The sequence below is a fragment of the Allostreptomyces psammosilenae genome (genome assembly GCF_013407765.1).
Lineage (GTDB): Bacteria > Actinomycetota > Actinomycetes > Streptomycetales > Streptomycetaceae > Allostreptomyces > Allostreptomyces psammosilenae.
Genome location: NZ_JACBZD010000001.1, coordinates 3692472 through 3715351 on the forward strand (window position 1 = coordinate 3692472; position 22880 = coordinate 3715351).

A 22880-nucleotide genomic window follows, 5' to 3' on the forward strand; every position below is an offset into this window, starting at 1 on the left:
TCCCTCACCAGGGCGGTGGTGGTTACCACCGTACGGGCAGTCGGCCTGAGGGGATCTTGTCGGAACCGCACGAAAAGCACCCGCCCTGGGTGTGCAGGCCGCGCACATCCGCAGGCCGGGCCCGAACCGTTGCCCGAACCACTTCCGAAACTCTTACCGAAACGGGGTCCTCGGCGCGGTGCGGGGGCGCGTGCCGTGGCTCAGCCGGCCCGGCCGTCCTCGCCCGGCGCCCACAGGTCGGTGATCCGCAGGTCGAGCTCGCCCAGCAGCCGGCGCAGCAGGGGGAGGGAGAGCCCGATGACGTTGCCGGGATCGCCGTCGATCCCCTCGATGAACGGCGCGGAGCGGCCGTCCAGGGTGAAGGCGCCGGCCACGTGCAGCGGCTCGCCGCTGGCCACGTAGGCGGCGATCTCGGCGTCGTCCGGGGTGCCGAAGCGCACCGTGGTGGAGGCGACGGCGCTCACCCGGCGGCCGGTGGAGGTCTGCACCAGGCAGTGGCCGGTGCGCAGCACGCCCTCCCGGCCCCGCATGGCCTTCCAGCGGGCCAGGGCCTCGGTGGCGTCGACCGGCTTGCCGAGGGCCTCGCCGTCGAGCTCCAGGACGGAGTCGCAGCCGATCACGACGGCCCGTCCGGCCAGGTCCGGCAGCCGGTCCGGGAGCGCGGCGGCCACCGCCGCGGCCTTGGCCTCGGCCAGCGCCAGGGCGAGCTCGGCCGGGGTGTCGGCGCTCAGGGCGTCCTCGTCCACCCCGCTGACCAGGACCGCCGGCTCCAGCCCGGCCTGGCGGAGCAGCTTCAGTCGCGCCGGGGAGGCGGAGCCGAGGACGAGGGGGAGGGCGCGGGAGTCGGTCATGTCGCGAGCCTACCGACGGCCGCGCGCGCCGTGGAACACAGGGCGAACGCAGGTGGAACGGGGCGGGCGGGGCGGCGGACCGCCGGGGGAGCGACCGCGCCCGCCGGTGACTAGTACAAGGTGACCACGAACATGAAGACGACGACCACCGCGGCCAGCGTCGGTCCCACCAGCTCGAGCATCCGGAGGACTCGTCGCGCGTCCTCGGACGGTTCCTTGGGTGGATCGGTCCACAGCATGCACTCGATCGTGTGACAGGTGGGGGCGCGGCGCCTGAGTACGCGTACTCAAACCGGTACTCAGCCGGTGGCGCCCCGGGGCGCGTGGGGGCGCGGTACGCCTGGGCGGCCGGACGGGAGCGGAACCGGACGGGCGGACCCGGGGCGGGGGCCGGCAGCGTGGGGACGTGATGGCGTATCGCCCGGATAACCGGTTATACGACCAGGAGTTCGGATGTTCGAGGGAAAAATCCCGATCCGGGGCTTTCGCGTTTGGGACGCGCTCCCCGGGTAGGCGACCCCCACGGGAGGAACATGAACGACCGCCACGAGCGGCCGGAGTCCGGCGCCGCCGACGGGGTGCCGGACGCCTCCGACGGCACCGGCGGGGCCGAGGCCGCGCCGCTGACCGCCGCACAGGCCATCCGGCGCGCCTCGGAACAACTGCGGGAACTGCTCGGCCGCGAACTCGACTCGGTCAGCGGCCTGCGGCGCGGCGCCGACGGCTGGGAGGTGGACGTCGAGGTGGTGGAACTGCCCCGCGTCCCCGACTCGACCAGCGTCCTCGCCAGCTACCGCGTGGACCTCGCCCGCGACGGCGAACTGGTCGGCTACGCCCGGACCCGGCGCTACTCCCGCGGCCAGCTCGACGGCCGCTGACCGGCGACGGAAGCCGCGTCCAGCCGGCCCCGCCGGCGGCGGGCGCCGACCGCAGCCCCGCTCCACCCACCAGGCACGGAAGAGGGCAATCCATGACCACCGTCATGCCACAGCAGACCGCCACGACCACGCGCGGAGGAGCCAACTCCGGCTCCCTGTACGACGTACTCGAACTCATCCTGGACCGCGGGCTGGTGATCGACGTCTTCGTCCGGGTCTCCCTGGTCGGCATCGAACTGCTCAAGATCGACGCCCGGGTCGTCGTCGCCAGCGTGGACACCTACCTGCGCTTCGCCGAGGCCTGCAACCGCCTCGACCTGGAGGCCAGCACCCGGAGCCAGACGCTGCCCGAGGCGGTCGGCTCCATCACCGAGAAGGGCGCCCAGGGCAAGTCCAAGGGCGCGCTCAGCGGCGCCGTCGAGGCGATCAGCGGCACCCTCGGCGGCAGGGGCCGCGACGACGACGAGGGCGAGTCGCGGTCCGCGGTCTCCGCGCGCTCCCGCCGGAAGGAGGAGAGCTGAGTGACCGTCTACCTCTACGGCGTCATCCGCGCCACCGCCCACCCCCGGGTCGGCGAGCTGCGCGGGGTGGGCGAGCCCCCCGCGCGGGTGCAGGTGGTGCGCGGGGGGGAGCTCGCCGCCGTGGTCAGCGACGTGCTCGGCCCCGTCCGGGCCAAGCGCCGCGACCTGCTGGCCCATCAGGAGGTCCTGGAGGCGCTGGCCGTCGACGAACCGGTGGTGCCGATGCGCTTCGGCACCCTCGCCGACAGCGTCGAGGCCGTCCGCCAGGAGCTGCTGACCCGGGAGCGCGAGCTGCTGCCCGTCCTGGACCGCCTCACCGACCGCGACGAGTACAACCTCAAGGCGTCCCTGGTCGAGGAGGCGGCGCTGCGCCGGATCCTCGCCGACGACCCGGAGCTGCGCCGGCTGAACGAGGCGACCCGCTCCGGACGCGCGACCGAGGCCGATCGGATCGCGCTCGGCGAGGCGGTCGCCGCGCGCGTCACCGCACGGGAACGGGCCGCCGAGGAGCAGATCCTCCACCGGCTGGGCGGGGTGACGGTGGCCGGCGCGCCCGCCCCGGCCGTCGCCGGCGCCTTCCTGAACACGTCCTTCCTGGTGGACCGGGCGGACGCGGAACGCCTCCGCGACGCCGTGGACGCCCTGCGGGCGGAGCTGGGCGGCACCGTGGAACTGCGGCTGAGCGGCCCGCTGCCGCCCTACAGCTTCACCACCGGGCACCCCGCCGGGGAAGGCGCCGGGGCCGGGCACCCCGCCGGGGCATGGGCATCCTGACCGGCCTGCTCACCCTGCCGCTGGCCCCCGTCCGCGGCGTGGAGTGGGTGGCCCGGCAGGTCGTCGAGGCGGCCGAGCGCGAGTACTACGACCCCGCGCCCCTCCTCGCCGACCTCGCCCACCTGGAACGCCTGCTGGTGGACGGGCTGATCGACGAGGAGGAGTTCGACCGGCGCGAGGACGAACTCCTGGACCGGCTGGAGGAACTGGAACGTCAGGCGAGGGCCGCCGCCCCCGCGGACGAGGAGGAACGGTGACCCGACCGACCACCTGGGAGCGGGTCCCGGCGAGCCCGGCGCCGCGCCCGCACGGACCCGAGCCGGGCGCCAACCTGGCGGACATCCTGGAACGGGTGCTCGACAAGGGCGTGGTGATCGCCGGCGACATCACGATCAACCTGCTCGACATCGAACTGCTCACCATCAAACTGCGCCTGCTGGTGGCCTCCGTGGACCGGGCCCGGGAGATGGGCATCGACTGGTGGGAGCACGACCCCGCGCTGAGCTCCCGCGCCCGGCGCCGGGAGGGCGAACTCGCCGAGGAGAACGACCGCCTGCGGGCCCGGATCGAGGCCATGGAACGCGCGGCCGCCCCCGGCGCCGCCGCACTGCCCGAAGCGCCCGACGCCCACGTCCCCGGGCAACCGGTCCCCGACGAGCAGGGAGGGAGGCAGCGACCGTGACCGAGGCCGCCACCACACTCAGCTACGCCTACGCCGTGCTGCGCCCACCGCCCGACGGCCAACCGCTCGGACCGCTCCACGGAGTGGACGACGCCCCGGTGCACCTGGTCGCCACCGACCGGCTCGCCGCCGCCGTCAGCGCCGTCCCGGCCGCGGAGTACGACGAACCCGCCCTGCGGGCGCGCCTGGGCGACCTCGACCGGCTCGCCGCGATGGCCCGCGCCCACCACGCCGTGGTGGGCGCCCTCGCCGCGCGCGGCCCGGTGCTCCCGCTCCGCCTGGCCACCGTCTACCGCGGCGACGAGCGGGTCCGCGCGGTGCTGCGGGAGGCCGGCGACGCCTTCGACGCCGCGCTGCGCCGGGTGACCGGGCGGGTCGAGATCGGCCTGAAGGTGTACACCCGGCCCGCGCCGCCCCGGCCCCGGGTCGCCGCGCCCGCCCCCACCGCCGACGCCGAGACCGCCGACGCCGCCGACGCCCTGCGGTCCGGGCGCGGCGGCAGCGGACGCGACTACCTCAACCGCCGGCGCCGGGAGCACCGGGCCAGGGAGCAGACCTGGGAGCGGGCCGCGCGGCTGGCCGGCCGGCTGGACGGCGAACTCGCCGGGCTCGCCGAGGACAGCCGCCGGCTGCGCCCGCAGAGCCCGGAGCTCGCCGAGGCGCCGGGGGAGAACGTGCTGAACGCCGCCTACCTCGTCCCGGCCGAGCGGGCCGCCGAGTTCGTCCGGACGGCCCGCGAGTCCGCGGCGGGGGTCGAGGACGCCCGGGTGGAGGTCACCGGGCCGTGGGCGCCGTACTCCTTCGCCGAGGCCCCCGACCTCGCCGGGCAGGCCCCGGCATGAGCGGGGTGGACACGGCGCTGTGGGACGACGGCGAGGAGAGCCCGCTGGCCGGACGGGAGATCGCCCTGGTGGACCTGCTGGACCGGGTGCTCGCCCAGGGCGTGGTGCTCAGCGGCGACCTCACGCTGCGGATCGCCGACGTGGACCTGGTCCACGTCTCGCTTCGTGCCCTGGTCACCTCGGTCAAGGCGAACATGCCACTGCCCTGGGAGGAGGCGCACCCATGACCCGTGCCATCGAGGTGAACCAGGACACGGTGGAGCGTGACCTGATGAAGCTGGTGTTGACGGTGGTGGAGTTGTTGCGGCAGTTGGTGGAGCGGCAGGCGTTGCGGCGGGTGGAGGAGGGGGACCTGTCTCAGGAGCAGGAGGAGCGGATGGGGTTGACGCTGATGCTGCTGGACGACCGGATGCGTGAGCTGCGGGAGCGCTACGGGTTCGACCTGGCCGATCTCAACCTCGACCTCGGGCCGCTCGGCCCCCTCCTGCCCCGCGACTGACCCACGCCCTCCCGCCGCGCGACGGGCCCCACCCCGGACATCCGGGGTGGGGCCCGTCGGCGTTCCCGCCGCCCTCCGTCCCGCCGCCCCCCTCACCCGGTTCGCGCCGCACCGTGTGCGCATGTGCGCGGAGCGTGCTGCGATGGTTCCGGGCCGGCCGCCGAGGGCGACAAGGAGAGGACGGATGCGCGACGAGGAGGAGACGGACGCCGACGGGGGCACGACCGGCCACGTCCGGACCAAGCCGGGCCACAAGCTGAAGCGGCTCGCCCCGGAGGAGGTGATCCGCCGCGCCGGACGGCAACTGCACCACCTGCTCGGCCACGAGCTGGAGTCCGTGAGCGCCCTGCGGCGCCTGGACCGCGGCTGGGAGGTCGACGTCGAGGTGGTGGAGCTGGAACGGATCCCCGACACGATGAGCGTGCTCGCCACGTACCACGTGGAACTCGACCCACGAGGGACGCTCGTCGGCTACACCCGCACCCGCCGCTACGCGCGGGGACAGATCGACACGCGGTGAGGGCGGCGCGACCGCACCCCCGCGGGAAGTGGCAGGGCGGACCATGACCGTCGTCACCCAGCAGACGACCCTGCGCGAGTGCCGCCAGGGAACCCTCTACGACGTACTGGAACTCATCCTCGACCGCGGGCTGGTGATCGACGTCTTCGCCCGGGTCTCCCTGGTCGGCATCGAGGTCCTGCGGATCGACGTGCGCGTGGTGGTGGCCAGCGTGGACACCTACCTGCGCTTCGCCGAGGTGTGCAACCGGCTCGACCTCGACGCCACCTCGCGCAGCAAGACGCTGCCGGAGGTCGTCGGCACCATGCAGACGCAGGGGGCCCGGCACAAGGCCAAGGGCGTGCTCTCCGGCGCGGCGGACACCGTCGCGGAGACCGTGGCGGGCGCCGTCGGACGCCGCAGGTCCCACCGGGAGGAGCCCGACGAGGAGGGCGGCGGCCACGTCCGGCGGTACCGGCGCGACGACCGGCACGAGGGGCGGGAGGACTGAGTGCCCGTCTACCTGTACGGCATCGTGGCCGCCGGCCCCGGCGGCGTCGCGGGACTGCCCGGCATCGGGGATCCGCCCCGGCCGGTGGCGCTGGTGGCCGGGGCGGCCGTGGCCGCCGTGGTCAGCGAGGTGCCCGAGGCGCCCCGGGCCAAGCGCCGGGACCTGCTCGCCCACGAACGCGTGCTGCGGACCCTGGCCGACGGCCGCACCGTCATCCCGATGCGGTTCGGCACCGTCGGCGCGGACGCCGACACGGTGCGGCAGGCCCTGCTGGAACGGGAGGGGGAACTGCTCGGCCTGCTGGAGCGGCTGCGCGGCCGGGTGGAGCACAACCTCAAGGCGTCACTGGACGAGGAGACCGTGGTGCGCGAGGAGCTGCTCGCCGACCCGGAGCTGCGCCGGCTGCGGGAGCGCGCCGCCGCCGGGGGGACGCACCAGCACCGCGTCGCCCTCGGGGAGGCGGTCGCCGCCCGGGTGCGGGCCCGGGAACGCGCCGTGGCCGAGCGGGTGCTGGAGCGGCTGCGCGGCGTCGCCGTGGCGGACACACCCGCCCCGGCCGTGCGCGGCGCGTTCCTCAACCACTCCTTCCTGACCGAGGCGAGCGCCTCCGGCGCCCTCCGCGACCGCGTGGAGTCGCTCGGCCGGCAGCTCGGCGCCGCGGTGGAGCTGCGCCTCCACGGCCCGCTGCCGCCCTACAGCTTCACCACCCCCGGCGTGCTCCGCTGACCCCGAGGGCGGCGGACGAGACGAGAACCGACTGGAGACGACGATGGGACTGGTCACCGGCCTGCTCCTGCTGCCCCTCGCGCCGGTCCGGGGGGTGGAGTGGGTGGCCCGGCAGGTGCGCGACGCGGCCGAGCGGGAGTACTACGACACCTCCGACATCGTGCGGGAGCTGGCGCTGCTGGAGGAGGACCTGCGCTCCGGGCTGATCGACGAGGAGGAGTTCGACCGGCGGGAGGACGAACTCCTCGACCTGATGGAGGAGCGGCGGCGGGAGGCCCGCGAGCGCGGAGTCCTCCCCGCGGCGGGCGACCCGGCCGGCGACGCGATCGGCGGTGAGCGGGCGTGACCCGGCCGACGCCCGGCCACACCGACGCCCTGCCGCTGCCGCCGGCCCCCCAGGAGCACGGGCAGGGCTCGGTGGCCAGCCTGGTGGACGTCCTGGAGCGGGTCCTGGACAAGGGCGTGGTGATCGCCGGCGACATCAAGATCAACCTGCTGGACGTGGAACTGCTCACCATCAAACTGCGCCTGCTGGTGGCCTCGGTGGACCGGGCCCGGGAGATGGGCATCGACTGGTGGGAGCACGACCCCTCGCTGTCCTCAGCCGCCCGCCGGCGTGACCTCGCCGAGGAGAACGAGCGGCTGCGCGCCCGGATCGCCGCCATCGAGGGCACCACCCCCGCGCGGGTGGCGACGGAGACCGCCGTGGCCGCCGGCCGCTCCGGTTCCTCCGCCCTCGGCGCCGAGGGCGTCCCGCCCGGGGGGAGGGAGCGCGGATGAGCGGCGGACGCCCCCGCGCCGGCGGCCGGGTCAGCTACCTGTACGCGGTGCTTCCCCGGCCGGCCGGGGACCGGCTGCCCCGACCGCTGACCGGGCTGGCGGACGCCCCCGTGCACCTGGTCGGCCACGGCCGGCTGGCCGCCGCGGTCAGCGCGCTGCCGGCCGACGACCACGACGAGCAGGCGCTGCGCGCCCACCTGGAGGACCTCGACCGGCTGACCGCGATGGCCCGAGCGCACCACCGGGTGGTCGAGCGGCTGTCCGCGCTGGGCCCCGTGCTGCCCTTCCGGCTGGCCACGGTCTACCTCGACGACGCGCGGGTGCGGGCGGTGCTGCGGGCCTCGGCGGACGACTTCGCCGAGGCCCTGACCCGCCTGGACGGACGGGTGGAACTGGGGGTCAAGGTGTTCGCGCTGGGCGGGCCGCCCGAGGGCGCCCCCGCGCCGGCGCCGCCACCCGCGCCCGGCGCCTCCGCCGCGCCCGGCAGCGGGGCGGCCTACCTGGCCCGCCGCCGCGCCGAGCGCCGCCTGCGCGAGGAGACCTGGCAGCGGGCCGCCCGGCTGGCCGGCCGGCTGGACGACGAACTGCGTCCGCTCGCCGAGGCCGGCCGCGCGCTGCGCCCGCAGCGCGCCGAGCCCGCCGGGGCGGCCGGCGTGGCCGGGGAGAACGTCTGGAACCACGCCTACCTGCTGCGCGCGGAACGGACCGAGGCGTTCACCGCGCTGGTGCGCGCGCTGGCCGCCGGCGAGGACGGCCTGCGGGTGGAGGTGACCGGACCGTGGGCGCCGTACTCCTTCGCCGCGCCGCCCGAACCCGGGGGCGTGCCGTCATGACGTTCCCCGACGCCGTCGACGAGTCCCTGCCGCACTGGGACGGCCGGGAGTCCACCGTCTCCACCGCGGCGCTGTGGGACGAGGGCGAGGAGAGTCCGCTGGCCGGACGGGAGGTGGCGCTGGTGGACCTGCTGGACCGGGTGCTCGCCAAGGGCGTGGTGCTGACCGGCGACCTCACCGTGCGGATCGCCGACGTGGACCTGGTGCACGTCTCGCTGCGCGCCCTGATCAGTTCGGTACGGGCGGACGGGGCGGTGCCGTGGAGGGACTGACCCCGGGGCCGGCGGGCGTGGGCCGCGCGGTGGCCCGCGCCGGGGCCCGGATCGAGGTGAACCAGGACACGGTGGAGCGTGACCTGATGAAGCTGGTGTTGACGGTGGTGGAGTTGTTGCGGCAGTTGGTGGAGCGGCAGGCGTTGCGGCGGGTGGAGGAGGGGGACCTGTCTCAGGAGCAGGAGGAGCGGATGGGGTTGACGCTGATGCTGCTGGACGACCGGATGCGTGAGCTGCGGGAGCGCTACGGGTTCGACCTGGCCGATCTCAACCTCGACCTCGGGCCGCTCGGCCCCCTGCTGCCCCGCGACTGACCCCGACCGACCCGCGACTGACCCACGGCCCGCGACCGGCCCGCGACCGGCCCGCGTCCCGTGGACGGCCGGGTGGGATGTGTGAAGCCGGGCAGGCGGGGCAACCGGCCCTGCGCCCCACACGACGCGGCGGGAGTCGGGAACGACGCGGGAGCGAGGGATGCGCATGGGCGAGCACAAGGGGAGGACGATCCCCGCGGCCGTGGCGGTCCGCCGCGCGGTCGCGCAGCTGCGCGAACTGGTGGGCCACGAGCCCGAGTCGGTCATCGCGGTCCGGCGGGCGTCCCACGGCTGGGAGATGGACATCGAGGTCGTGGAGCTCGCCCGCACCCCGGAGAGCAGCAGCGTGCTGGCCTCCTACCACGTGGAGCTCGACGCCGACGGCGGCCTGAGCGGCTACCACCGCACCCGCCGCTACACCCGCGAGCAGGTCGACCAGCCGGCGGGCCCGGTGCTGCACCACCGGTGAGGCCGGGCCTCGCCCCACCGGGCTGCCCGACGGCCGAACGCCGGCGGGCCGGCCGGACCGTGGTGGTCCGACCGGCCCGCGGGCGTCTCGGTCAGTGCGGCAGGCCGGAGCTGCGCCAGGCCAGCCGGCCGGGGGGCGGCAGCGGGGCCATCAGCCGGCCGCGGTCCACCCACGTGGAGCTGGTGCGGGACTCCTCGGCGGCGGCCGCCGCCTTGGCCGACCCGATCCGGCCCATGATCACCGCGAGCACCGCGGCCAGTTCCTCGGGGGTCGGATTCCCTCGGACCACCCGCACGGCCGCCGCCTCCGCCCGGTACGTCATCCCGCCTCCCCAGGGTTCGCTGCTTCCTCGGGTGCTCTCGCCCCCGGCAAAGCCTCTCATCCCCAGAACGGGTCCCGCCAACCCCCGCTCACCGGTTCCTCCGGCGGTCCGTTCCCTCAGCGCGGTCGCCCCGGCCGTCACAGCGGCACGTTCCCGTGCTTCTTCGGCGGCAGGGTCTGCCGCTTGGTGCGCAGCTGGCGCAGCGCCCGCACGATCTGCACCCGGGTCTCGGAGGGCTCGATCACCGCGTCGAGGTAGCCGCGCTCGGCCGCCACGTACGGGTTGACCAGGGCGTCCTCGTACTCGGTGATCAGCTCGGCGCGGCGGGCCTCGACGTCCTCGGCGGCGGCCAGGGTGCGCCGGTGCAGGATGTTGACCGCGCCCTGCGCGCCCATCACGGCGAGCTGCGCGCTGGGCCAGGCCAGGTTGACGTCGGCGCCGAGGTGCTTGGAGCCCATCACGATGTAGGCGCCGCCGTACGCCTTCCGGGTGATCACGGTCACCAGCGGCACGGTGGCCTCGGCGTAGGCGTAGATCAGCTTGGCGCCGCGCCGGATGATGCCGTTCCACTCCTGGTCGGTGCCGGGCAGGAAGCCGGGGACGTCGACGAAGGTGAGGACGGGCACGTTGAAGGCGTCGCAGGTGCGCACGAAGCGCGCGGCCTTCTCGGAGGCGTCGATGTCCAGGGTGCCGGCGAACTGCATCGGCTGGTTGGCGATGATGCCGACCGGGTGGCCCTCGACCCGGCCGAAGCCGGTGATCACGTTGGGCGCGAACAGCGACTGGGTCTCCAGGAAGTCGCCGTCGTCCAGCACGTGCTCGATCACCGTGTGCATGTCGTACGGCTGGTTCGGCGAGTCCGGCACCAGGGTGTCCAGGTCCCGGTCGTAGTCGCTGATCTCCAGGTCCGCCTGCTCCGGGAAGGCGGGGGGCTCCTCCAGGTTGTTGGAGGGCAGGAAGGACAGCAGCGACTTGACGTACTCCACGGCCTCCTTCTCGTCCGCGGCCATGTGGTGGGCGCAGCCGGAGGTGGCGTTGTGGGTGCGGGCGCCGCCGAGCTCCTCGAAGGTGACGTCCTCGCCGGTGACCGTCTTGATCACGTCCGGGCCGGTGATGAACATGTTGGAGGTCTTGTCGACCATCACCACGAAGTCGGTCAGCGCCGGGGAGTAGACCGCGCCGCCCGCGCTCGGGCCCATGATCAGGGAGATCTGCGGCACCACGCCGGAGGCGTGCACGTTGCGCACGAAGATCTCGCCGAACATGGCGAGGGCGTCCACGCCCTCCTGGATGCGGGCGCCGCCGCCGTCGTTGATGCCGATGACCGGGCGGCCGGTGCGGACCGCGAAGTCCATGATCTTGGTGATCTTCTGGCCGTTGGCCTCGCTCAGGCTGCCGCCGAAGACCGTGAAGTCCTGGGCGTAGACGCACACCTCGCGGCCGTCCACGGTGCCGTAGCCGGTGACCACGCCGTCACCGAGAGGGCGGTTCTTCTCGGTGCCGAAGTTGTGGGAGCGGTGTCGCTTGAGGGCGTCGAGTTCGACGAACGAGCCCTCGTCCAGGAGCATGTCGATGCGCTCGCGAGCGGTCAGCTTGCCCTTGGCGTGCTGCTTCTCCTCGGCGCGGGCGGACCCCGCGCGGACGGCCTCGTCCATCCGGCGCCGCAGGTCCGCGAGCTTGCCCGCGGTGGTGTGGATGTCGATGTCCGGGTCGGGCATCCCGCGTCTCTCCTGTCCGTTCCTCGACGTTTCGCCACCGAGCCAGCGTGTGTCCCGGCGGGCTCTCATCCTGCCGGATCTTGGGACTGGCCACAGTGTCGTGCCGGTCCCGCACTGGTCGGCGCCCTTTGTGAGGAACCCACAACAGCGTGCCGTGAGCGAGATCCACTCGGGTCCCGCTCGAGGACCGCGCCCCGCCGCTCGGCGGCTGGTCAGCCCGGCCGGCCGGCCGGCGAGCTGTATCCGCCGCCGGCCGCGCGGACGTGCACCACGTCCCCGGCGGAGACGGTGTGGTCGCCGGCGGGGGTGGCGACCACCAGGTGGCCGTCGGCGTCCACCCGGCGGGCGGTGCCGGTGAGCCGCCGTCCGCCGGGCAGCTCCACGTCGACCTCCCGGCCGAGCGTGGCGCAGCGGTCGGTGTAGGCGGCGATGAGCCCGCTGGCGGCCGGGTCGCCGCCGGTGGCGCGCCACTGGCGGTAGTGGCCGGCCAGGCGGCGCAGCAGGGCGGTGACCAGCGGCGCGCGGTCCGGGTGGGGGACGCCGGCCAGGGTGAGGGAGGTGGCGGTGGGCACCGGCAGCTCGTCGGCGGTCAGCGAGACGTTGACGCCGATGCCGACGACGACCGCGTCCTCGTGGCGCTCGACCAGGATGCCGCCGAGCTTGCGTTCGGTGCCGTCGGGCGCGCGCAGCAGCAGGTCGTTGGGCCACTTCAGGGCCACGTCGCGGTCGGCGGTGGCGCTGATCGCCTCGGCGGCGGCGACGCCGGTCAGCAGCGGCAGCCAGCCCCAGGCGTCCACCGGCACCGGTTCGGTGGCGGCGCTGCCGTCGAGGTCGGGGCGGTCGGCGCGGGCGCCGGGGCGCAGCAGGGCGGAGAGGAAGACGCCGGAGCGGGGCGGCGCGGTCCAGGCGCGGCCGAGCCGGCCGCGTCCGGCGGTCTGCTGTTCGGCGAGGAGCACGAGTCCCTCGGGCGCGCCGGCGGCGGCGCGGGCGCGCAGGACGGCGTTGGTGGAGTCGGTGACCGGCAGGACCTCCAGGTCGTGCCAGGGGTTCGCCGGGTCCCGGGCGAGTGCCCGGTTCAGCGCGGCGGCGTCCAGCGGGGGGCGCTCCAGATCGGTCCAGGGGGTGCGTGGTGTGGTCACCCGTCCAACCTAGTGCCGGGCGGGGGTGCCGGGCGGGGTGCGGCGGCGGGTGTGTGCTCCTCCTGCTCCTGCCCGAGCGTTCGACGGCCCGCCCACCGGGCGTAGTGTGGGTCACACCTGCCGCGTTCGCCCGCGGCGGCCCCGGCCGGGCAACGTCCGCCACCCGGTGAGCGCGGGAAGACGAGGCGACGAGTCGAGATGGGGGAGTGCATGGAGGGTGAGGACCGGGGGCGCCGTTCCCCTCAGGCGCGCCCGCCGGAGCCCGGATCGGCCGAGGGGGCCGGCCGGGGCCCCACTCCCGCCGCGGGGGCCGCGGGCGGTGGTCCGGTGGCCCGATCGTCCGGTGCGCGGCCGTCGGCGGCCCCGGACGGCTCCGACGTCCCCGCGGCGCTGTGGCTGGAGGAGCTGATCCTCGGCGAGCGGCGCCGGTACACGGCGTTCCAGGCGGCGCGGGCGGCCGGCGTGCCGATGGAGCTGGCGGTGCGGTTCTGGCGGGCGATGGGCTTCGCGGACATAGGGCAGCAGCGGGCGCTGACCGACGCGGACGTGATCTCGCTGCGGCGGCTGGCCGGCCTGGTGGAGTCGGGCCTGCTCACCGAGTCGCTGGCGGTGCAGGTGGCGCGGTCCACCGGGCAGACCACGGCGCGGCTGGCCGAGTGGCAGATCGACTCGTTGCTGGAGCACGTCAGCGACACCGGGGCGAGCCGTTCGGAGGTGGTGCCGCCGCTGGTGGAGCTGCTGCTGCCGGAGCTGGAGCAGTTCCTGGTGTACGTCTGGCGCCGCCAGCTGGCCGCGGTGACCGGCCGGGTGGCCCAGGCGAACGAGGAGGACGAGGTCGTGGACCGCCGGCTGGCGGTGGGCTTCGCCGACCTGGTCGGTTTCACCCGGCTCTCCCGCCACCTGGAGGAGGAGGACCTCGGTGAGCTGGTGGAGGCGTTCGAGACGACCTGCGCGGACATCGTCGCGGCGCAGGGCGGCCGGCTGATCAAGACGCTCGGGGACGAGGTGCTCTTCGTCTCCGAGGACGCGGTGACGGCCGCGGAGATCGCCCTGCGGCTGATCGAGGCGATGGCGGGCGACGACAACATGCCGGCGCTGCGGGTCGGCATGGCGTTCGGCACGGTGACCTCGCGGATGGGTGACGTCTTCGGCACCACGGTGAACCTGGCGAGCCGGCTGACCTCGGTGGCGCAGCAGGACGCGGCGATGATCGACCCGGTGCTGGCGCGCGAGCTGATGCGGGCCGGGGCGAGTGTGCTGGCGGAGTACGCGGCGGCGGGTGACGCCTATCCGTACCGGGCCGCCGGCGCGGGTGTGCCGGGGCCGGGCTGGTCGGCGTCCGGCGGGACGTCGTCCGCGGGGTCGGTGGCGTGGCAGCGGCCGGAGGAGGAGGCCGGGGGCGACGCGGCGGGGGCGCGGCGGCCGGGGGCGGAGTCGTTGCTGCTGCAGCCGATGTGGCGCCGCCCGGTGCGCGGCCTGGGGATGATCGAGCCCTGGCAGCTGACCCGGAGGCGTGAGGTCTGAGCCCGTCACCGGGCGGGGCGGGCGCCCGGGATCCGGTCGCCGGACCCGCGCGGGCGTGCTCCGGCACGAATGGGCGCACGAGTCTGAACAAATGGCCATATTCTGTCACTTATGGCCCTAGTCTGATGACCATCCGTGGTCAGATGAAGGGGGTGGCATCCGTGAATCCCGACGGGCGGATGCGTGCCCTGGTCGCCCTCGCCCAGGCCATGGCGCGGGCCCACCGGCCCGAGGAGGCGGTGCGGGCCGCGGCGGCCCAGGCACGCGAGGCGCTGGACGCGACGATGACCGCCATCTCGGTCTGGGAGCGCGACGCCGGGCAGCTGCGCGTGCTGGTGAACGAGGGGCGGCTGGCCCCGGGGGAGGAGCCGGAGCCGGCCGACGAGGTGTACCCCGTCGCGCACTTCCCGCAGATCGCCGAGTACCCCTCGCACCGCTGGGCCGAGGCGCCGTGGCCGCGCGCCTGGGTGTGCTGTGTGGAGGACGTCGCCGACGGCGCCGGCCCGACGCCGGGCTGCCCGCCGGCCCAGCACGCCCGCCGGATCGAGGCGCTGCGGCGCCGCGGGCGGCACAGCTGCCTGGTCGCGCCGATCCTGCTGGAGGGCCGGGTCTGGGGGGAGCTGTACGCCGGGCGCACCGCCGAGCAGCCGGTGTTCGACCAGACGGAGGCGGACTTCGCGGCGCTGCTCGCCGGGCAGATCTCGGCGGGGCTGGCGCAGACCGAGCGGCTGGAGCGGATCCGCCGGCTGGCGCTGACCGACCCGCTGACCGGCCTGGCCAACCGCCGGGCGGTGGACACCCGGCTGGAGGAGGCGCTGCAGCGCCACCGGGCCGACGGCACCGCCGTCGCCATCGTGGTGTGCGACGTCAACGGGCTGAAACGGGTCAACGACGAACGGGGCCACGAGTTCGGCGACCAACTGCTGGAACGATTCGGCAGCATGCTCTCGCTCTGCGGCGCGGAGCTCCCGGACAGCTTGGCCGCCCGGCTGGGCGGCGACGAGTTCTGCCTGCTGTCGGTGGGCAGCACCTCCGACGAGGTGGTGCGGGTGGCCGAGGACCTGTGCCGGCGGGCGCTGAGCCTGCCGGGCGGGCAGGGGGTGGCCTGCGGGATCGCCTCCACCGACGACCCGATCGGCCCGGTCACCGCCCCCAACCGGCTGTTCCGGCTCGCGGACGCCGCGCAGTACCGGGCGAAGGCGCTGGGGGCGCGCCACCCGGTGGTGGCCGGACGTGGCCAGCGCCCGGACGCCACCCTCTCGCTCGCCGAGGCCGGCGGTGCGCCGGCCGGCCGGGGCCGGGCCGGGGACGCGCGGGGCGCCGGCCGGCGTCCGGCCGAACGCCGGCGCTTTCGGGGGGCACTGCACAACGCCGACGCCGGGCACCTGCTCCAGGCCGCGCTGGCCGCGCTGGACGACCCGGGCGGGGCGGTTGCCGGAGGGGGAGCGGCACCGGTCGGCGCCCCGGGGGCGCGGACCCCGGGAGCCCGGGGCAGGCGCGGGACGGGCGAGCCGCCGGGGGTGTGGGGACGGTGGGGGACGGGTGGCACGGCCACCGCCACCGCCGGCGCCGGTGCGGGCGACCGGGAGCCGGGCGCCGAACACGCGGCCGGCGGGCCGCGCACCGGGATCGAGGACGGGGCGGTGGAGCCGGAACGGCCGCCCGCCCCCGCCCCCGCCGCCGACCCCGACCCCGACCGGGAGCCGGGCGTGCCCGTCGACCGCTCGCTGCCGCGACTGGAGACGCTGGCCGACACCGTCGCCCGGATGGTGGACGCGGCCGCCTGGTGGATCGCCCGGGTGCCGCCGCGACCGGAGGGCGACGGCCGGCTGGACGCGATGGCCTACCTGGCCGGGTACGCCGTCTACCGGCAGCCGGACGCGTCGGCCGGCGCCCTCGGCCCGGGGCGGCTGCCGCCCATGCTGGCCTCGCTCTTCCCGGACACCCGGGGGCCCGCCGAGCCCGTGGGCCCCGCCTCCGGGATGCCGGGCGCGCCGGTGCTGAAGCTCGCCGACGCGCCGCGGATCTCCGGCGCCGCCCGGGGGGGATCGTTCCTGCTGCGTTCGGTGGCGGCCGAGCGGGACGCCGAGGCGACCGCCATGCTGGCCGGCGGCCACCGCTCCGCGGCCACCGCGGGCGGGCGCAACTGCGACGGCGGCTGGCTGGTCACCGTCCTGGCGGACCAGCTGTCCCTCTCGCTCGCCGAACTGCCCGGCGTGCTGCGCGCCCTGGTGGCCGTCGCGATCACGGACGACGCGCGGTACCCCTGAGCGGGCCCGGCGTCACGGCGTCACTCCTCGACCAGCAGCCCGGCGCGCAGCCGGTTCAGCGTCCGCGACAGCAGGCGGGAGACGTGCATCTGGGAGATGCCCAGCTCCTCGCCGATCTGTGACTGGGTCAGGCCGGCGCCGAAGCGCAGCGAGAGGATCTTCTGGTCGCGCGGGGCCAGCTCGGCGATCAGCGGCTTGAGCGACTCGCGGTACTCGATGCCCTCGAGGTCGTGGTCCTCGTAGCCGATCCGGTCGGCCAGCGCGCCCTCGGAGTCGTCCTCGTCCGGCTGGGCGTCCAGCGAGCTTGCCGTGTAGGCGTTGCTCGCGGCCATCCCCTCCAGGACCTCCTCCTCGCTGATGCCCAGCCGCTCGGCCAGCTCGGCCACGGTCGGCGAGCGGTCCAGCCGCTGGGAGAGGTCGTCGGTGGCCTTGGCCAGGTCCAGCCGGAGCTCCTGGAGCCGGCGCGGCACCCGCACCGACCAGCTGGTGTCCCGGAAGAAGCGCTTGATCTCACCGACGACGGTGGGCATGGCGAAGGTCGGGAACTCCACGCCGCGGTCCGGGTCGAACCGGTCGATGGCCTTGATCAGGCCGATCGTGCCGACCTGGATGATGTCCTCCATCGGCTCGCTGCGGGTGCGGAAGCGGCCGGCGGCGAAGCGCACCAGGGCGAGGTTCAGCTCGATCAGGCTGTTGCGGACGTAGGAGTACTCCGGGGTTCCCTCCTCCAGGCTCTTCAGCCGCTGGAAGAGGGTCTTGGACAGGGCCCGCGCGTCCATGGCGTCCATGGCCGCGGCCTCCTCGGCCTGGGGCAGCTCCATCAGGTCGAGCGCCGGCTCCGCCTGCGCGGGGACCTGGGCGACGGTGGTCGACGGAGCGTTCCGGTCCTGCGTGCGCGCTGATTCGAGCTGGGTGGCCATGATGCTCCTCCCTCGCGGCGCGGTCGCGCGAATGGCGTTCGCGCCGCCGGCCTCCGGACGTCGGTCTATCCAAGCCCTACCCCGACCGCATTCCCGTATGCAAACGGATCCCGGCCGGCCCGCCGGCCGGTCCGCGTCCCAGCCGTTACAATGCCCCGCCTGGCACCGCACGCGCCTGCCGCGGCAGGCTTCCCGGTCGGTACGCTGCCTGCGAGCACAGGCGGCTGTGGAGAGGGCTGGCGATGGATCTTGAAGTGACCGGAGTGTCGGGTCCGGGGCGGCTGGACGTCGCGGTGCGCAAGGAGGGCGACGGCGTGGTGGTCGCCCTCGTGGGTGAGTTGGATCACGGCACCGCCGACATGGCCCGCGAGGCCCTGGAGGCGGAGATCTCCGCCGGGCACACCCTGCTCGTGGTGGACTGCGCCGACCTGTCCTTCTGCGACTCCACCGGATTGAACGTGCTGCTGGCGACCCGGCTGCGGCTGCAGGAGAGCGGCGGGGAGATACGCCTGGCGGCGATGCGCTCGGCGGTCGCGCGGGTCTTCGAGATCACCGGCGCCGACACCGTCTTCACCGTCCATCCGACCGTGGACCGCGCACTGGGCGTCGCGGAACGGTGAGCGCCGATCGAGTGCGGGGACGGGCGTCGGGAGTGTTCCGGCGCCCTTTGGGGGCAGAAGACCACTCGAGTAGGACCGCATGGGGTGAGGTGGAGCGTCGATGAGCATGATGCGGCCACGCGTGCCGGACGAACGCGGCCAGGGGCCCCTCGTTCCGGCGAGGGGGCAGGTGCGCCGGCTCGTGCTGGGGGGCGTGGGCGGGGGGGTGGTAGCCCGATCGAGGGACTTCACCCGGCAGGCGCTGGTGGACTGGGGATGGCTGCCGGCGACCACCGCGACGGCCAAGGCCGTCGTCGAGGACGTTCTCCTGGTGGTGTCGGAACTGGTCACCAACGCCTGCCTGCACGCCGGCGGCCCGCTGGAGCTGCGCCTGCACTACGCGGGTAGCTTCCTGCGGCTGGAGGTGTCCGACGGCTCACCGGTGGCCCCCCGGCCGCGCACGCCGCACCGGATCGGCAGCCCGGGCGGCCACGGGATGTACATCGTGGAACGGCTCTCCCACGCCTGGGGCGTGCAGGAGCACGACGACGGCAGCGGCAAGACCGTCTGGGCCGACCTGATGCCCGCGGTCTGAGCGCGGCCACCACGACCGGGAACGGCACGCGGCCCGGCACCGGAGGAGTTCCGGTGCCGGGCCGCGTCCCGTTGCCCGGCCGCGCGGCCGGGCGCGCGGCGGTCAGCGCACGTCGCCCATCAGGCGCCGGATCCGGCCGGCCGCCGCCCAGAAGCACACGCCGGCCAGGATCGCGACGGCGCCCTCCAGCGCGTAGTAGGCGGTGTCGCCGAGCACGCCGTTGAGCCGGGTCACCCAGCCGTTGAGGGCGTTGCCGGTGGCGGTGGCCAGGAACCACAGCCCCATGATCTGGCTGGCGAACCGCGCCGGCGCCAGCTTGGTGGAGACCGACAGGCCCACCGGGCTCAGGCACAGCTCCGCGCAGGTCTGCACGAAGTAGACGCTGAGCAGCCAGTAGATCGAGACCAGCTCGCCGCCGGCGGCCGCGGCCCCGGCCAAGCCCATGATGACGAAGGAGAAGCCGATCAGCAGCAGGGCGTAGCCGAACTTCACCGGGGTGGACGGCTGCCGCCGGCCCAGCCACTGCCACAGCGCGGCGAAGAGCGGCGCCAGGACGATGATGAACAGCGGGTTGACCGACTGGAACCAGCTGGCCGGGAACTCCCAGCCGCCGGCCAGGGTCCGATCCGTCTTCTCGTCCGCGAAAATCGTCAGAAGAGAACCGGCCTGGTCGTAAATCATCCAGAAAAGAACGGCGAAGGCGAAAAACCAGGCGAACGCCTGCACCTTGGCGCGGTCCCCGCCCACCAGGTCGGGACTGCGGAACATCGACCAGAAGTAGACGACGGGGACCACGATCCCCAGCACGGTCAGCACGTTCACCGCGTGCTCGATGTGGAAGGCCCCGACCGCCAGGTCGACCGCCAGCGCCACGGCCGCCAGCCCCAGCCAGAAGGCCGCCTTGCGGGCCACCGCCCGCCGCTCCGCCGCCGTCGCCGGCTGCGGCGCCGCCCGCCCCACCTCGCCGAGGTGCCGCCCGCCCAGGACGTACTGCAGCACCGCGAACGTCATGCCGACGCCCGCCGCCGCGAAGCCGAGGTGCCAGTCGACCTGCTGGCCCAGGGTGCCGACCACCAGCGGCGCGGCGAAGCCGCCGATGTTGATCGACATGTAGAAGATGGTGAAGCCGGCGTCCCGCCGCTCGTCCCCCGGCGCGTACAGCCCGCCCACCATCGTCGAGATGTTCGGCTTGAGCAGGCCGGTGCCCACCGCGATCAGCAGCAGGCCGACGTAGAAGGTCCAGGCCGCCGGGATCGCCAGCACGTAGTGGCCCGCGGCGATGACCACGCCGCCCACCAGTACCGCGCGGCGCGCCCCCCACAGCCGGTCCGCCACCCAGCCGCCCGGCATCGCGAGCATGTAGACCAGGGAGTTGTACACGCCGTACAGGCCGACCGCCGTCGCCTCGGTGAGTCCCAGGCCGCCGTCGATCGCCGCGGTGGTCAGGTACAGCACCAGGATGCTGCGCATCCCGTAGAAGCTGAACCGCTCCCACATCTCGGTCAGGAAGAGGGTCGACAGTCCACGGGGGTGCCCGAAGAAGCGCCGATCCGCGAGCCCGGGGGGGCTTGTGGCCTCCCGCTCAATGCTGGGCATACAAACGCCTTTCCATACTTACACTGTTCACTACCGTAAGTCATTGAAAGACGTGCTATTGACCGATATGTGGTGTTGCGATTCACGCCGCGTGTCATGTCACCCGTGCGACCCTGTTCCCGCTTCCTCCCCCCGGCCCCCCACCCGGCCGGACTACGATCGCCCCATGACCCGAGTACTACTGGCCGAGGACGACGCAGCCATCTCGGACCCGCTGGCCCGCGCGCTGCGCCGCGAGGGCTACGAGGTGGAGGTCCGCCAGGACGGGCCGTCCGCGCTGGAGCACGCCACCACCGCCGGCGTGGACCTCATCGTGCTGGACCTCGGCCTGCCCGGCATGGATGGCCTGGAGGTCTGCCGGCGCATCCGCGCCCACGGCCTCGGCTGCCCCGTGCTGGTACTCACCGCCCGCGCCGACGAGGTGGACACCGTCGTCGGACTCGACGCCGGCGCCGACGACTACGTCACCAAGCCGTTCCGCCTCGCCGAACTCCTCGCCCGGGTCCGCGCCCTGCTGCGCCGCGGCGCGGCCGACACCGCCGGCGGGCCGCCCGCCGTCCACGGCGTCCGCATCGACCCGGACTCCCGCCGCGCCTGGCTCGGCGAGGAGGAGCTGCACCTGACCGCCAAGGAGTTCCACCTGCTGCGCGTCCTGGTCCGGGAGGCCGGCCGGGTCATCACCCGCGAGCAGCTGATGCGCGAGGTCTGGTCCACCACCTGGTGGAACTCCACCAAGACGCTCGACATGCACATCTCCTGGCTGCGCCGCAAGCTGGGCGACGACGCCACCAACCCCAGCTACATCACCACCGTGCGCGGGGTCGGCTTCCGCTTCGAGAAGGGCTGACCCGGCCGGGCACCACGCATGCGACGCAGACTGATCAACTCCACCCTCTCCGTGGTCCTGGTGGTGGTGGCCGTCTTCGGGCTCCCGCTGCTGCTGCTGGAGGCCCGCAGCATCCAGTCCACCGCCCACGACGCGCTGCGCACCGAGGCGGTCCGGCTGGCCCAGGTCGCCGAGGTGCAGATCGCCGCCGGCCAGCCGCTCGACCTCACCGCGCTCAAGCAGCAGTCCGTCGAGGGCCACTACGCCGAGATCAGCGTGCCGGGCCGGGAGACCGCGCGGATCGGCCAGCCGCCGGGCGGCTCCACCATCTCCGCCCGGGAGGAGATCCCCGGCGGCGGCTCGGTGGTCGTGCTGCAGTCCGGCGACCAGGTGCGGGCGCGGCTCATCGAGACGCTGCTGCTGGTGCTGGTCATCGGCGGCCTCGCGGTGATCGCCGCCGTGGTGCTCGCCGTCCGGCTCGCCGACCGGGCCGTCCGCCCGCTGCTCGACCTCGCCGAGACCGCCGAACGGCTGGGTTCCGGCGACCCCCGCCCCCGGATGCGCCGCTACGGCGTGCCGGAACTGGACCGGGTCGCCGAGGTGCTGGACGTCAGCGCCGAGCGCATCCGCCGCATGCTCACCACCGAACGCCGGCTGTCCGCCGACGCCTCCCACCAGCTGCGCACCCCGCTCACCGCGCTCACCATGCGGCTGGAGGAGATCATCGCCACCGACGATCCGGACACCGTCAAGGAGGAGGCGGCGATCGCTCTGCACCAGGTGGAACGGCTCACCGACGTCGTGCAGCGGCTGCTCACCAACTCCCGCGAGTTCCGCGACGGCGCCACCGCCTTCGACCTCGACACCGTCATCCAGCAGCAGCTCGACGAGTGGCGCCCCGCCTACCGCAGCCAGGACCGGCCGCCGATCCGGCTGGAGGGCGAACGCCACCTGTCGGTGGTGGCCCGGCCCGGCGCCGTCGCCCAGGTCCTGGCCACGCTGATCGAGAACGCCCTGCTGCACGGCGGCGGCGAGGTCACCCTGCGGACCCGGCTGGCCGGCAGCTCGGCCGTGGTCGAGGTCGCCGACGAGGGCACCGGCGTGGCCCCCGAACTCGGCGCACGGGTCTTCGAGCGGGCGGTCAGCGGCTACAACTCCACCGGCCTCGGCCTCGCCGTCGCCCGCGACCTGGCCGAGGCCGACGGCGGGCGGCTGGAACTGCTCCAGGAGCGCCCGCCCGTCTTCGCGCTCTTCCTCGCCCGCGGCAACGCCGCACCCGCCGAGACCGCGCCCGCCCCGCAGAACCGCTCCGGGAAGCGCTGAGTCGCGGCGGGACCGCTCAGAAGCGTTGAGTCGCGGCGGGACCGCTCAGCGGCCGGCCGTCACCCGCGGCTCCCCGGCCCCCCGCGCCCCGCCGCCCGGGCCCGTGCCGCCGGCCGGGCCCGCCGCCCCGCCGTCCCCGGCCAGGTCCGCGAAGGCCACCTCCTCCGGGGCCGGCTCCGGCAGCGCCCGGAACACCCAGGTGCGGTACGACCAGAACCGGAAGAGCGTCGCCACCGCGATGCCGACGAACTTCCACACGTTGTCCGCCAGGGTGCTGTCCCAGCCCAGCGCGTAGTGGGTGAGCGCCAGCGTGCCGTTCTCGATCAGCAGCCCCACCCCGCTGAACGCCATGAACAGCAGGAACTCCCGGCGCGGCGCCGCCTCGTCCCGCCGGTGCCGGTAGGTCCAGTACCGGTTGCCCAGGTAGTTGGTGAGGATCGCCACAGCCGTGGAGATCACCCCCGACCGCACCGTGGCCAGCCCGAACGTGCCCGTGCACAGGTTGAACACCAGGACGTTGACGACGACGCCCACGGCCCCCACCGCGCCGAACTTCGTCACTTCACGTACGAGGTGCGTCAGGCGCGTGGCAAAGGG

The 22880-nt window shown here is 74.7% G+C and carries 31 protein-coding genes; 23 read left to right on the plus strand and 8 right to left on the minus strand.

What is annotated here, in order from left to right:
* Positions 1-200: 200 nt before the first annotated feature.
* Both FHU37_RS15330 and mmpB read right to left on the minus strand, forming a co-directional pair.
* Entirely contained in the window at positions 201-851 is a 651-nt protein-coding gene (locus FHU37_RS15330; protein WP_179814736.1) for a Maf family protein, read from the minus strand.
* 110 nt (positions 852-961) lie between these two features.
* Positions 962-1090 carry a morphogenic membrane protein MmpB gene (gene mmpB / locus FHU37_RS29025; protein ID WP_281394656.1) on the minus strand — a complete coding sequence of 43 codons (129 nt, stop codon included), beginning with the start codon at positions 1088-1090 and terminating at the stop codon, positions 962-964.
* Positions 1091-1384: 294 nt separating this feature from the next.
* Between mmpB and FHU37_RS15335 the strand changes: the two genes are divergently transcribed.
* From FHU37_RS15335 to FHU37_RS15415, 17 genes are all read left to right on the plus strand, one after another.
* Positions 1385-1729, plus strand: a complete 345-nt coding sequence (locus FHU37_RS15335; RefSeq protein ID WP_179814737.1) for a gas vesicle protein GvpO — start codon at positions 1385-1387, stop codon at positions 1727-1729.
* Positions 1730-1821: 92 nt separating this feature from the next.
* Positions 1822-2250, plus strand: coding sequence for a gas vesicle structural protein GvpA (locus FHU37_RS15340; protein ID WP_179814738.1), 429 nt, complete (start codon positions 1822-1824; stop codon positions 2248-2250).
* Entirely contained in the window at positions 2251-3024 is a 774-nt protein-coding gene (locus FHU37_RS15345; protein WP_179814739.1) for a GvpL/GvpF family gas vesicle protein, read from the plus strand.
* Positions 3012-3281, plus strand: coding sequence for a gas vesicle protein GvpG (locus FHU37_RS15350; protein WP_179814740.1), 270 nt, complete (start codon positions 3012-3014; stop codon positions 3279-3281). The genes FHU37_RS15345 and FHU37_RS15350 overlap by 13 nt, the downstream gene beginning before the upstream one ends.
* Complete coding sequence (locus FHU37_RS27495; protein WP_179814741.1) at positions 3278-3706, plus strand: gas vesicle protein; 429 nt, start codon at positions 3278-3280, stop codon at positions 3704-3706. Before FHU37_RS15350 ends, FHU37_RS27495 begins: the two co-directional genes overlap by 4 nt.
* The gene (locus FHU37_RS15360) at positions 3703-4548 is read left to right on the plus strand and encodes a GvpL/GvpF family gas vesicle protein (RefSeq protein WP_179814742.1); all 846 of its coding nucleotides are present in this window, start codon (positions 3703-3705) and stop codon (positions 4546-4548) included. Before FHU37_RS27495 ends, FHU37_RS15360 begins: the two co-directional genes overlap by 4 nt.
* A complete protein-coding gene (locus FHU37_RS15365) occupies positions 4545-4775 on the plus strand; it encodes a gas vesicle protein (RefSeq protein WP_179814743.1) in 231 nt (76 codons plus the stop codon). Before FHU37_RS15360 ends, FHU37_RS15365 begins: the two co-directional genes overlap by 4 nt.
* The gene (locus FHU37_RS15370) at positions 4772-5047 is read left to right on the plus strand and encodes a gas vesicle protein K (RefSeq protein WP_179814744.1); all 276 of its coding nucleotides are present in this window, start codon (positions 4772-4774) and stop codon (positions 5045-5047) included. The genes FHU37_RS15365 and FHU37_RS15370 overlap by 4 nt, the downstream gene beginning before the upstream one ends.
* A gap of 184 nt (positions 5048-5231) precedes the next feature.
* Complete coding sequence (locus tag FHU37_RS15375) at positions 5232-5567, plus strand: gas vesicle protein GvpO (RefSeq protein WP_179814745.1); 336 nt, start codon at positions 5232-5234, stop codon at positions 5565-5567.
* Between the two features lie 43 nt (positions 5568-5610).
* The gene (gvpJ, locus tag FHU37_RS15380; protein ID WP_179814746.1) at positions 5611-6057 is read left to right on the plus strand and encodes a gas vesicle protein GvpJ; all 447 of its coding nucleotides are present in this window, start codon (positions 5611-5613) and stop codon (positions 6055-6057) included.
* The gene (locus tag FHU37_RS15385) at positions 6058-6783 is read left to right on the plus strand and encodes a GvpL/GvpF family gas vesicle protein (protein WP_179814747.1); all 726 of its coding nucleotides are present in this window, start codon (positions 6058-6060) and stop codon (positions 6781-6783) included.
* Positions 6784-6826: 43 nt separating this feature from the next.
* Positions 6827-7129 (plus strand): gas vesicle protein GvpG, encoded by a 303-nt coding sequence (locus FHU37_RS15390; RefSeq protein ID WP_179814748.1) that lies wholly within the window; start codon positions 6827-6829, stop codon positions 7127-7129.
* A gap of 29 nt (positions 7130-7158) precedes the next feature.
* Positions 7159-7563: a gas vesicle protein gene (locus FHU37_RS15395; protein ID WP_179816291.1), complete on the plus strand. Its 405-nt coding sequence runs from the start codon at positions 7159-7161 to the stop codon at positions 7561-7563.
* Complete coding sequence (locus FHU37_RS15400) at positions 7560-8396, plus strand: GvpL/GvpF family gas vesicle protein (RefSeq protein ID WP_179814749.1); 837 nt, start codon at positions 7560-7562, stop codon at positions 8394-8396. The genes FHU37_RS15395 and FHU37_RS15400 overlap by 4 nt, the downstream gene beginning before the upstream one ends.
* 98 nt (positions 8397-8494) lie before the next feature.
* Complete coding sequence (locus FHU37_RS28230) at positions 8495-8668, plus strand: gas vesicle protein (protein ID WP_246450931.1); 174 nt, start codon at positions 8495-8497, stop codon at positions 8666-8668.
* A 29-nt stretch (positions 8669-8697) separates the two neighbouring features.
* A complete protein-coding gene (locus FHU37_RS15410) occupies positions 8698-8982 on the plus strand; it encodes a gas vesicle protein K (protein ID WP_376774033.1) in 285 nt (94 codons plus the stop codon).
* 166 nt (positions 8983-9148) lie between these two features.
* A complete protein-coding gene (locus tag FHU37_RS15415) occupies positions 9149-9451 on the plus strand; it encodes a gas vesicle protein GvpO (RefSeq protein WP_246449905.1) in 303 nt (100 codons plus the stop codon).
* Between the two features lie 91 nt (positions 9452-9542).
* On the opposite strand, the gene FHU37_RS15420 is transcribed toward FHU37_RS15415, so the two are convergent.
* The 3 genes from FHU37_RS15420 to FHU37_RS15430 form a co-directional block, all read right to left on the minus strand.
* The gene (locus FHU37_RS15420; protein ID WP_179814753.1) at positions 9543-9773 is read right to left on the minus strand and encodes an acyl-CoA carboxylase subunit epsilon; all 231 of its coding nucleotides are present in this window, start codon (positions 9771-9773) and stop codon (positions 9543-9545) included.
* 137 nt (positions 9774-9910) lie between these two features.
* Positions 9911-11491 (minus strand): acyl-CoA carboxylase subunit beta, encoded by a 1581-nt coding sequence (locus FHU37_RS15425; protein ID WP_179814754.1) that lies wholly within the window; start codon positions 11489-11491, stop codon positions 9911-9913.
* A gap of 212 nt (positions 11492-11703) precedes the next feature.
* The gene (locus FHU37_RS15430) at positions 11704-12630 is read right to left on the minus strand and encodes a biotin--[acetyl-CoA-carboxylase] ligase (RefSeq protein WP_179814755.1); all 927 of its coding nucleotides are present in this window, start codon (positions 12628-12630) and stop codon (positions 11704-11706) included.
* Positions 12631-12840: 210 nt separating this feature from the next.
* Here FHU37_RS15430 and FHU37_RS15435 point away from each other — a divergent pair, with 210 nt between their 5' ends.
* Positions 12841-14154: an adenylate/guanylate cyclase domain-containing protein gene (locus FHU37_RS15435; protein ID WP_179814756.1), complete on the plus strand. Its 1314-nt coding sequence runs from the start codon at positions 12841-12843 to the stop codon at positions 14152-14154.
* 161 nt (positions 14155-14315) lie between these two features.
* The gene (locus FHU37_RS29335) at positions 14316-16424 is read left to right on the plus strand and encodes a GGDEF domain-containing protein (RefSeq protein ID WP_312892620.1); all 2109 of its coding nucleotides are present in this window, start codon (positions 14316-14318) and stop codon (positions 16422-16424) included.
* A gap of 20 nt (positions 16425-16444) precedes the next feature.
* Here FHU37_RS29335 and FHU37_RS15445 read toward each other — a convergent pair whose 3' ends face one another.
* A complete protein-coding gene (locus FHU37_RS15445) occupies positions 16445-17344 on the minus strand; it encodes an RNA polymerase sigma factor SigF (RefSeq protein WP_179814757.1) in 900 nt (299 codons plus the stop codon).
* A gap of 242 nt (positions 17345-17586) precedes the next feature.
* On the opposite strand from FHU37_RS15445, the gene FHU37_RS15450 reads away from it, so the two are divergent.
* Together FHU37_RS15450 and FHU37_RS15455 are read left to right on the plus strand one after the other, a co-directional pair.
* A complete protein-coding gene (locus tag FHU37_RS15450; protein WP_179814758.1) occupies positions 17587-17964 on the plus strand; it encodes an STAS domain-containing protein in 378 nt (125 codons plus the stop codon).
* A gap of 100 nt (positions 17965-18064) precedes the next feature.
* A complete protein-coding gene (locus FHU37_RS15455; protein ID WP_179814759.1) occupies positions 18065-18538 on the plus strand; it encodes an ATP-binding protein in 474 nt (157 codons plus the stop codon).
* A 102-nt stretch (positions 18539-18640) separates the two neighbouring features.
* Here the strand turns inward: FHU37_RS15455 and FHU37_RS15460 are convergent, their stop codons facing one another.
* Positions 18641-20134 carry a peptide MFS transporter gene (locus FHU37_RS15460; RefSeq protein ID WP_179814760.1) on the minus strand — a complete coding sequence of 498 codons (1494 nt, stop codon included), beginning with the start codon at positions 20132-20134 and terminating at the stop codon, positions 18641-18643.
* Positions 20135-20300: 166 nt separating this feature from the next.
* Here FHU37_RS15460 and FHU37_RS15465 point away from each other — a divergent pair, with 166 nt between their 5' ends.
* Both FHU37_RS15465 and FHU37_RS15470 read left to right on the plus strand, forming a co-directional pair.
* Positions 20301-20981, plus strand: a complete 681-nt coding sequence (locus tag FHU37_RS15465) for a response regulator transcription factor (RefSeq protein WP_179814761.1) — start codon at positions 20301-20303, stop codon at positions 20979-20981.
* Positions 20982-20999: 18 nt separating this feature from the next.
* Positions 21000-22283 carry a sensor histidine kinase gene (locus FHU37_RS15470; protein WP_179814762.1) on the plus strand — a complete coding sequence of 428 codons (1284 nt, stop codon included), beginning with the start codon at positions 21000-21002 and terminating at the stop codon, positions 22281-22283.
* Between the two features lie 45 nt (positions 22284-22328).
* Here the strand turns inward: FHU37_RS15470 and FHU37_RS15475 are convergent, their stop codons facing one another.
* The gene (locus FHU37_RS15475) at positions 22329-22844 is read right to left on the minus strand and encodes a GtrA family protein (protein WP_312892621.1); all 516 of its coding nucleotides are present in this window, start codon (positions 22842-22844) and stop codon (positions 22329-22331) included.
* Between the last annotated feature and the right edge of the window lie 36 nt (positions 22845-22880).

Bases quoted from the DNA above. Each gene is read 5' to 3' on its own strand.
- FHU37_RS15330 (WP_179814736.1), bottom strand. From the start codon at position 851: ATGACCGACTCCCGCGCCCTCCCCCTCGTCCTCGGCTCCGCCTCCCCG.
- mmpB (WP_281394656.1), bottom strand. From the start codon at position 1,090: ATGCTGTGGACCGATCCACCCAAGGAACCGTCCGAGGACGCGCGACGA.
- FHU37_RS15335 (WP_179814737.1), top strand. From the start codon at position 1,385: ATGAACGACCGCCACGAGCGGCCGGAGTCCGGCGCCGCCGACGGGGTG.
- FHU37_RS15340 (WP_179814738.1), top strand. From the start codon at position 1,822: ATGACCACCGTCATGCCACAGCAGACCGCCACGACCACGCGCGGAGGA.
- FHU37_RS15350 (WP_179814740.1), top strand. From the start codon at position 3,012: ATGGGCATCCTGACCGGCCTGCTCACCCTGCCGCTGGCCCCCGTCCGC.
- FHU37_RS15365 (WP_179814743.1), top strand. From the start codon at position 4,545: ATGAGCGGGGTGGACACGGCGCTGTGGGACGACGGCGAGGAGAGCCCG.
- FHU37_RS15370 (WP_179814744.1), top strand. From the start codon at position 4,772: ATGACCCGTGCCATCGAGGTGAACCAGGACACGGTGGAGCGTGACCTG.
- FHU37_RS15375 (WP_179814745.1), top strand. From the start codon at position 5,232: ATGCGCGACGAGGAGGAGACGGACGCCGACGGGGGCACGACCGGCCAC.
- gvpJ (WP_179814746.1), top strand. From the start codon at position 5,611: ATGACCGTCGTCACCCAGCAGACGACCCTGCGCGAGTGCCGCCAGGGA.
- FHU37_RS15390 (WP_179814748.1), top strand. From the start codon at position 6,827: ATGGGACTGGTCACCGGCCTGCTCCTGCTGCCCCTCGCGCCGGTCCGG.
- FHU37_RS15400 (WP_179814749.1), top strand. From the start codon at position 7,560: ATGAGCGGCGGACGCCCCCGCGCCGGCGGCCGGGTCAGCTACCTGTAC.
- FHU37_RS15415 (WP_246449905.1), top strand. From the start codon at position 9,149: ATGGGCGAGCACAAGGGGAGGACGATCCCCGCGGCCGTGGCGGTCCGC.
- FHU37_RS15420 (WP_179814753.1), bottom strand. From the start codon at position 9,773: ATGACGTACCGGGCGGAGGCGGCGGCCGTGCGGGTGGTCCGAGGGAAT.
- FHU37_RS15425 (WP_179814754.1), bottom strand. From the start codon at position 11,491: ATGCCCGACCCGGACATCGACATCCACACCACCGCGGGCAAGCTCGCG.
- FHU37_RS15435 (WP_179814756.1), top strand. From the start codon at position 12,841: ATGGAGGGTGAGGACCGGGGGCGCCGTTCCCCTCAGGCGCGCCCGCCG.
- FHU37_RS15445 (WP_179814757.1), bottom strand. From the start codon at position 17,344: ATGGCCACCCAGCTCGAATCAGCGCGCACGCAGGACCGGAACGCTCCG.
- FHU37_RS15450 (WP_179814758.1), top strand. From the start codon at position 17,587: ATGGATCTTGAAGTGACCGGAGTGTCGGGTCCGGGGCGGCTGGACGTC.
- FHU37_RS15455 (WP_179814759.1), top strand. From the start codon at position 18,065: ATGAGCATGATGCGGCCACGCGTGCCGGACGAACGCGGCCAGGGGCCC.
- FHU37_RS15460 (WP_179814760.1), bottom strand. From the start codon at position 20,134: ATGCCCAGCATTGAGCGGGAGGCCACAAGCCCCCCCGGGCTCGCGGAT.
- FHU37_RS15465 (WP_179814761.1), top strand. From the start codon at position 20,301: ATGACCCGAGTACTACTGGCCGAGGACGACGCAGCCATCTCGGACCCG.
- FHU37_RS15470 (WP_179814762.1), top strand. From the start codon at position 21,000: ATGCGACGCAGACTGATCAACTCCACCCTCTCCGTGGTCCTGGTGGTG.